Raw genomic sequence first — 6,962 nt, forward strand, 5'->3', positions numbered from 1 at the left:
CTGGTTTTTATTCACCGGAATATCGAAATATTGATTGGTCCCGGAAGCGTTGTATAAAAACCAGGCTGATATATCTTTTACTTCCTGAGAAAGACTGATGAGTTTTTCCAGAATATCATCGCCAACCTGGATTTCCGTGCCTTTATTCTTTATATTACTTAATATTGTTTGAATCGCGGTTACATCTTTTTCAATTAAATCCGCGCAATAGGGCGAACCAATATTTGTTCCGGCAAATACTGAATAACTTAAACCGGTAGCATCATTTAGAAATTGCGTATCATTTTTTGTAAAGGCGGTTTGCAGAGACTGCTGATAAAGCTCAAACCCGGCGTTATAGGACTGGGCTTCTATGGCCCGACGTTTGAGCCAGTCGGTTTTGGCATAGATCTTGCTTTGAATATCCGAAACGTCAGCGCCTATTTCGTCCGGTATAAAGTAATTGTACATGCGCTCCACACCATCTTTTGTTTTCACTTCTGCATACAATTGGTCGGTTTCCGAATCATACTTTGTCCAGATATTTTCATTGGCATATTTGCCGATCAAGGAATTGATATCCAGTTCCTTGGAATTAACCCCGAAAACACTAGCCATGGCATCTGTATATCTACGCCTGGACTCCAGCATGAGCATGCTCAGATAAAAAATGTCCTTTTCCGACCAAATAGAGGTATCGTCAACATTGATACCGCTGCGGGCAATCTCATAAATATTCGGGATATAATCTTCGGTTGAACCGTTCAGATCAAGGTTAATTTTGACTTTATTAATGAAATTCTGGAAATCATTATTGGAACCGTCAATAATTGCTTTGATCTGATCATCAGTGTATTGACTCTTTAATTTGTTATAAGTAATTTTATCATCATCTGCCAGATACAGATTGTTACTCCCTGAAAAATTAAAAAGAGAGCCCTGCATAAACTGCTGATAAATACTGCTATAGTCAACAACAGGGGATGTTACGCCCAGTTTGTACAAATAGTCATTCTGGTACTGTCCTACGGTTAACGCAGTGTTGGTTAGATTAACATTACCGGAAAAAGTTTGCGGCTGCCAATTGTAGCTGGTATCGTTATCCGCGAAACCGTCGCCGTTCATGTCCACTATAAAGTCGCCCTTGGCACCTTCATAGCTGGCCGCTGTATGCTGCATATCCACAATAGTGGGATGAAAGTTTACTCCTTCTTTAAAATATTTGGCTTCGCTTTGTCCGGCCAAATTACCTATAATCGGCACCACAACTGCATCCGTACCTGTGTAATTGGTTGTCGATGCATTACTATCTGTAGATTTCTCATCTTTTCTTTTATAGGAAAATACATATTTTCTGCTATCACTACTTTTATTTTTTAAAGACAATTCGCGGCCGTCAGCATTACCCAAGGCCAGAGCCCCATCATAGGGAACGCCCATAATCCCGGTAAATCTGGCTGCACCGATTGTAGAAGTGCCCGACATAGTCTGCAGTATAATTTGTCCATTAGCATCTGTGCCCAGGATTTCATTTTGCAGTTGACTATCCAACCCCTTCCAGAGGCCGTTATCGGTATCCTCAAAAACTTCCTTATTATATACTGAATCAGCGTATTTTTTTGAATCTGCAAATTTGCCTATCAGATCTTTGGCTTCATAATGGTTGGTAAGAGTATCGGTGACATTACGAGGCAGGAACTTCATAACCTCATTGAGGAAGTTTATCTTGGTATCCAGCCAGAGAGAAGCATCCTGTGTCGGTTTGTCGCGTCGGAAAGCAGGAACGTTCCATTTGTAATACTTTTGCTCTTTTGCCAGTAAAGGGATCGGTGATTGCGGCTCTGCATAGGGTAGTTCGGCCATCTTGTTCTGAGTCTCCTTGTGAATAAGCTAAAGCGGGAACAAATACATGTCCCCGCCCGGCTTATTTCTATTCTAATTATTAGTCTATAGTTATTGAGCCACGCTTCTGGTGAAATCCTGACGGGCTTTGCTGATAACATCACCCGGAGCCTTGGCTGCGGCCTGAATACCGGACAAGCTGTCTTTCATGGTTTGCAGCTGTGTTTGAATAGTCAACAATGTTCCCGGACTTTCCATCAAGTCATTTACATTGCTCCATTTCATGTCCGCATTGGCTAAAGTGGTTGTTGAACCATCTGCTCCCACACCTAAATCAAATTGGAAATCGGTGTCCTTCGGCAGGGTTATTGTACCCAGAGATGATCCGTCTGTGCCCATAACAGTAAGCACTCCATCAGATTGTTTTACAGTAACATCCTGATCCTTATACTTATCTTTATAATATTCCAGCGCGTCATGAGCCTCCTTATTTAATTTCATCTGTGCTTGCAAATCTGAATTGGCGGTTTTATCAGCCAATATTTGCAACCCATCCCATCCTTCGCCTGTAGACATGGCTGTAACTACATTCAGGATGTCCTGGAACCGTTTATTTAATACCTGAGCGATCAAATAAACAGCTTTTTCCAGACGGCTCATCTTGCTGGTATCCCCAAGATTGAGTTCTTTTCCCGGTTCTGTTGCCTGATTGATCCTTACCATCTCATCTTTTAAAAGTCCTATTTCAGTTGCATCTAAACCGCCAGAACCGTTCAGTGTAACATAATCGTTATCAAATTTTTTTGATTCATCGAACTTTGATAATGTAATCTGCCCATCGTTATTTACAGTAAATTGAACTCCGTCCAGTGTAAAAGTCAAACAACTTGTTACGCCGGAACCGTCGATAGAGATATCTCCAGCTTTCAGGTCTGAAGCTCCCTTTATCCCTGTATTTTTTAATATCTCAATTAAATCATCTTTATCTCCCTCAGTAAACGCTGACGAATGATCCATAATTACATTATTATTATTATTGCTGTTTGTTATTGCTCCTTCACCAAAACTCCAACTCATATTAATTCCCCCTTTATTTTTTGGCCCGCCTACGTCCGCCTGATGCAGACTTCGGCGCGGCGAACTTTTCACTTTTCACTTTTCACTATCTTCGATCTTCACCTCCTGTTTTTCATTATTTTTTATATCTATACTATCGCTATTTATCCTCAAAAATTTGTATCGATAAAAATTGATGCTTTTAAAATAATTTTTCTACCCTCTGCTTGGCGATATCTGTATGTTGGCTTTTATCACCGGCTACACCCTCCCCTTTTTGACCAGCTTTTTGTGTTTTTAACTTATCCATTTTTTTCTGGTTTTCTTTAATCCTTTTATACTCTTCTTCGTCCAGCATGGGAAAACCCTTTTTGACTAAAGCATCAGCCACAACCGCGTTGTTCAGCTTCAATCTCAAAAAAAATATCGGATGAATGGTAAACTTATTAGCTTCATACTCAAAAAGTATCTCCTGCCTTACCATGCTCCGCACTACTGCCATGGCAAAATACCTTTTATAGATACGCGGGCTATTGACAAATATCTCGCCAACAAACTCGTCGTAATAATATAATTCCTGTACTCCGTCTTTATTGAGTTTGATATCAAATATATATGTGCCTTCCTGCACCTGTGATGATAAAAGACCATAGGTAAGTTTGGTAACACGCTTCACATCGTCTTCACTGATCTTGAATTTCAACTGAATTTTATCAGTGCCCAACCGGGTAAACACACCATCTTTAAATTTCAAGTTCTCTTTGGGCAGATTGATAAATTCCTTATTGGCAACTTTGTTAAATTCTCCCTGTTCTTTCTGTATATCTATAAACTGATTTTCCATAGCGCTGTCCAGGTCCGGCAGTTCATCTACATTAAAAAAAGATTCGTCTTTGAGCTTGCTTTTATCCAGAGCAGGTAAATTAAACATTTTTTCCCCCTTTTTTTACCAAAATGGATTTTATCTATTTATAAACTGACTATTCCCTATTTCTTTGAACTTCAAACATATTTTATTTACTTTGTGATCGGCAGGGTTGTCTTAAGATGTCATCCTCTGGCTCGACCAGAGGATCCAGGCATGCTGTATCCTGTGAAAACTGGATCCCCGATCCAGTCGGGGATGACAATGGAAATTTCTATGGTCTGTCGCTGGCCAAATAATCCGAGACTTTTAAAAGAGACAAAATATCTTTTCCTTTATTGCAATAGAAATCCAGGCCCAGCCAGGCCCAGTTTTGTTTGTAATAATCCTTGGGATCATTACCCCAATAACCGCGGATATTATACATATCATCCAGTTTTTCCAGAACAATCTCCGAATTTTCTTTATCTTCCAGAGCTGTAAAATAGGCCAGATATACCCCATAGGTCGAAGGATATTCGTATTGCAGACCTCGAATAGTCATATTGCGGCCGTCTATGCCATAACCACCTGTTAATTTTTTTTCATTGGTTAATTTATCTGTAAGAAAATCATAGGTTTTATCTTTCATAACACTGGCTACATTCATATTTGGATATAAAGCATAGGTAAGCCCAAGAAAATACCAGGTTCTGAAAGCGTCCCAACTGGACAGGTAGTCATCCACTTTGCCATCCCTGGCCCAGGGTAAATCTATAAAATTATTATCAGTATCCAGCATGCACCAGTCCGGGACAAGCGCGCCGTTACCCTTAAATTCTTCTCCTGACTGGTTGCGAAGGGTAATAGATTTACTTTTTTGAATATCAGCCAACGCGTCTCTGAACAAATCCTGCCAGGGATGATTAAGGTCTAACTGCGCAAAGGTATGATACAAAAACGGCATATAATAAGAAATGTTGATCCAGGGGTCGCCCTTATCATTGGAAAACAGATGATAGTTTTTTTCTACCATGGTCTTACTGATTCCCAGAAAGCGAACTTCGTCGAGGGCAAAATAATCGTCATCGGGCTGGAACATGATATTTTTTACAGCGTTCCAGCGAAAATTTGTGTCTTTATTCTTCTGGAAAAAAATAACTACTTCCTGCAAATGATCATAATAAGGATAACGTTTTTCTATAGTAATTTTCTGCCCTTCCACGTCTTCCAGTATAAGTTTTACTCCCTGGTTATCTTTAGTGAAAAAACTTACTCCCTCAAAAGCGGACATATCCACTTTTCCCAGATATTTACCTACCCCGTACCAGTCTGCATCCTGTGTCTGAATACTTAAAAAAGCGTTGTTATTCTCTTTTTCCAGGTTCTTTAGCAAGCGTCCTTTTTTATCATAAAAAGCAAACCATTTTTCCATGGCTCCGGGATTGTTGAAATCTTCTATATAACCCGGGCTCCTGCTGGATACACATTTTTCCCAGATATCGTTGATTATATTTTTGGCATAACCCATATAGTTATAATCACCTGCCCTGCTGCCCCATTTGTTATGGGCCATAATCAGAGCTCCGGCAATAAGCTGGTCACCGTCCGGCGCCACATCCAGGCCGTTGCGCCAGCCGTTCTCGGTCATACTTTCTTCCGGCACAAAGATGACGCCACCCATATTGGTCTTCTTGATATTGGGAGTATAACGCCAGGCAAATAAATAATCTTTTTTCCATTCGGGCATTGGTTCCCAGCGGCTTTTCTCCCAGTTAAAAACATGGTAAATATTTTTACGCATAAGGTTCTTTAAAGACCAAATCCAGACATTATCAAAAGTATCTCTGTCATTGGAAAGCACAGCCCGAAACAATACATAGGAAACAGATTCGGAAAAAGTAAGGTCCTTTCCGTAACTGCCATTACTTATATTGTCATAGTCGGTATCAGCCAGAGGACGGCCGGTTTTTTCTATCTTGTTCTTTTTGTAATAATTCCAGCTGGATTTGAGTATCTGCTGATAGTCCGCAAATACAAAGGTTAATAAAAGCAAAAATATTACCAATTTTTTCATGTATTCTTTTTCCCTACCCATTACTACTTATTCCTTATTCCGGATTTTTCTAAACATGCCGGTTTTTGAATACTTTTTCGCCTCTCTCCTGTCCGCCTAAGACGGACATCCTCTCTCCGCTCGCGGAGAAAGGATAAATATACTCTATACCGATGAGTTTACCCTCTCCACTTGTGGAGAGGGTGGGCATGAGCAAAGCGAATGACCGGGTGAGGCGGGGTGAGATGGAATTATAGAGGCGGTGGAAAGAGAAATTAAGCCTATTTGCTTTTTTGAGGTGTATTGTTTGAAGATAAATCAGAAGAACTTATATTTTCCTGTATTGTTTTTAAAGCTGTATCATTTAAAGCTTTATCGTATTCAGCGGCTTCCTGATTATGGCTAATAACTTCATTGGCCAGCGCCATACGCAGCGCCCCGTCCACACTGCACCCTTGCCCCCAATAACTCTTCAGATAGTTTTGTATCAAACTTGGCTGTGATTCCAGAAAATCATTGAAAATGGTGTTAAACGCTGTGCTGTTATCAATATGTTGTTCCATGTTTTCTTCTTCGGCTGCCGGCAAACCGGGTTTAAACTTCTCAGTTAAACCTTCTAATGAGAGCGTTTCACTATCCGGTCCAGAACCAACGGACTGATTTGGCGGATTGATATTTTCGATGACAGACATTTAATTTCTCCTTCATTCCCATTTAATTATCACACTTCGTCCATTCGACAGGCTCATGGCAGGCTGAGCCCAGTGTGACGGTCATGCTTCGTCAAGCTCAGCATGACTTGCATAATAAATATCACCCGTTTTGACTTGAAAAATGTATGCATTTTTTCTGTTTTATAAACAAATATGTTTAAAAAGCGCCTGATTGCGGCATATTAAGACTAAAATTAAAGGAGGTTGCAGATTGCATATTCATATTTTAAAAGAACGTTATAAAAATAAGAAAATGAGCCGCTGGCCTTTTGGCAATTTCTTTACAAAAAAGATAGATTATCTGGAAAGAGCCTCAAAGAATATTATTTTATTTTTATACGGGCCTAACCGCTAAAGGTTTATTTAGTATCCTGCAGGCTTTTTGAATTTTTGCTTTGCTTTTTCTTCCGGGCGCGAGTTCCAGACCGCTATTCATGTCCAAACCAAAAGTGTGCAACGTTTGAATGGCTTT

At 40.0% G+C, this 6,962-nt stretch carries 5 protein-coding genes; all 5 read right to left on the minus strand.

Going from position 1 to position 6,962, the window contains the following annotated elements; translation table 11 throughout:
- On the minus strand, positions 1–1,842 hold a 1,842-nt coding region (locus tag PHV30_10995), incomplete at its 3' end, for a hypothetical protein (protein ID MDD5457538.1).
- Positions 1,843–1,932: 90 nt separating this feature from the next.
- Complete coding sequence (locus tag PHV30_11000) at positions 1,933–2,898, minus strand: hypothetical protein (GenBank protein MDD5457539.1); 966 nt, start codon at positions 2,896–2,898, stop codon at positions 1,933–1,935.
- Between the two features lie 181 nt (positions 2,899–3,079).
- Positions 3,080–3,808: a hypothetical protein gene (locus PHV30_11005; GenBank protein ID MDD5457540.1), complete on the minus strand. Its 729-nt coding sequence runs from the start codon at positions 3,806–3,808 to the stop codon at positions 3,080–3,082.
- 208 nt (positions 3,809–4,016) lie between these two features.
- Positions 4,017–5,798, minus strand: a complete 1,782-nt coding sequence (locus tag PHV30_11010; GenBank protein ID MDD5457541.1) for a glycosyl hydrolase family 8 — start codon at positions 5,796–5,798, stop codon at positions 4,017–4,019.
- Positions 5,799–6,058: 260 nt separating this feature from the next.
- Positions 6,059–6,469, minus strand: coding sequence for a hypothetical protein (locus tag PHV30_11015; protein ID MDD5457542.1), 411 nt, complete (start codon positions 6,467–6,469; stop codon positions 6,059–6,061).
- Positions 6,470–6,962 lie beyond the last annotated feature (493 nt).

It is taken from the genome of Candidatus Margulisiibacteriota bacterium, from assembly GCA_028715625.1.
GTDB lineage: Bacteria > Margulisbacteria > Riflemargulisbacteria > GWF2-35-9 > GWF2-35-9 > JAQURL01.

Excerpts from the sequence above, each read along its gene's own strand:
- PHV30_11000 (MDD5457539.1), bottom strand. The coding sequence starts at position 2,898 with ATGAGTTGGAGTTTTGGTGAAGGAGCAATAACAAACAGCAATAATAAT.
- PHV30_11005 (MDD5457540.1), bottom strand. The coding sequence starts at position 3,808 with ATGTTTAATTTACCTGCTCTGGATAAAAGCAAGCTCAAAGACGAATCT.
- PHV30_11010 (MDD5457541.1), bottom strand. The coding sequence starts at position 5,798 with ATGAAAAAATTGGTAATATTTTTGCTTTTATTAACCTTTGTATTTGCG.
- PHV30_11015 (MDD5457542.1), bottom strand. The coding sequence starts at position 6,469 with ATGTCTGTCATCGAAAATATCAATCCGCCAAATCAGTCCGTTGGTTCT.